The sequence below is a fragment of the Hydrogenophaga sp. 70-12 genome, from assembly GCF_001897365.1.
Lineage (GTDB): Bacteria > Pseudomonadota > Gammaproteobacteria > Burkholderiales > Burkholderiaceae_C > Hydrogenophaga > Hydrogenophaga borbori.
Genome location: NZ_MKSS01000384.1, coordinates 1 through 967 on the forward strand (window position 1 = coordinate 1; position 967 = coordinate 967).

The following is a 967-nucleotide window of genomic DNA, read 5'->3' on the forward strand; positions in this document are numbered from 1 at the left end:
TCGTCTCAACTTTGAGTTTGGAAAACCGACCAGTGGTCGGGCAGGCGCTTCTTTTTCGCAACATGTTGTGGCTGGCTCTCGCATTCGGTTACGCGTCCAGCCCGCCACTCCCACGCCTTTTCGGCTGCACTGCAGCAGCACCAGATCGGTGCCATTGGCGCCCGCGGGCCGACACCCGCCCTGAGACACACGCAGCGCCACAATTCACATTATGAAATTTTGAAGAATTTCATCGCCCGCTTCAAAAAAATTCACGCGGTTCACTGACCGCTGTCCCCTTCGCTGGCAGAAGGCGGACAAGAGGCTGACACCGTGCCACACGCTCCGTGAAAACCCTGTCTTGGTAAGCATGCACCCGGAAGGATGATGCCCGCTCCACCTGACCCTCACTGGAGACAAACCGATGTCCGAGAAGAAAACCGTCACGTCCCGTCGCGGCGTGCTCAAGGGTGCCGCCGTCGCCACCGGCGCCATGGCCGTGCCCATGGTGGCCACCGCGCAAACCACCACGCTTCGCTTCCAGTCCACTTGGCCCGCCAAGGACATCTTCCACGAGTACGCCAACGACTTCGCCAAGAAAGTCAACGACATGGCGGGCAACCGCCTCAAGATCGAGGTGCTGCCCGCTGGCGCGGTGGTGCCGGCCTTCCAGCTGCTGGAAGCGGTGTCCAAGGGCACGCTGGACGGCGGCCACGGCGTGATCGCCTACCACTACGGCAAGAACTCGGCCCTGGCCCTCTGGGGTTCCGGCCCCGCCTTCGGCATGGACCCGAACATGGTGCTGGCCTGGCACTACTACGGCGGCGGCAAGGACCTAGTGGACGAGATCTACAAGTCCCTGAACATGGACGTCGCGTCCTTCCTCTATGGCCCCATGCCCTGCCAGCCCCTGGGCTGGTTCAAGAAGCCGGTGGCCAAGGTCGAGGACATGAAAGGCCTGAAGTTCCGCACCGTGGGCCTGGCCGTG

At 62.5% G+C, this 967-nt stretch carries 1 protein-coding gene; it reads left to right on the forward strand.

Going from position 1 to position 967, the window contains the following annotated elements; all coding sequences use genetic code 11:
- Positions 1-403: 403 nt before the first annotated feature.
- A partial coding sequence (locus BGO22_RS19690) for a twin-arginine translocation signal domain-containing protein (protein WP_286852259.1) occupies positions 404-967 on the forward strand: 564 nt, incomplete at its 3' end.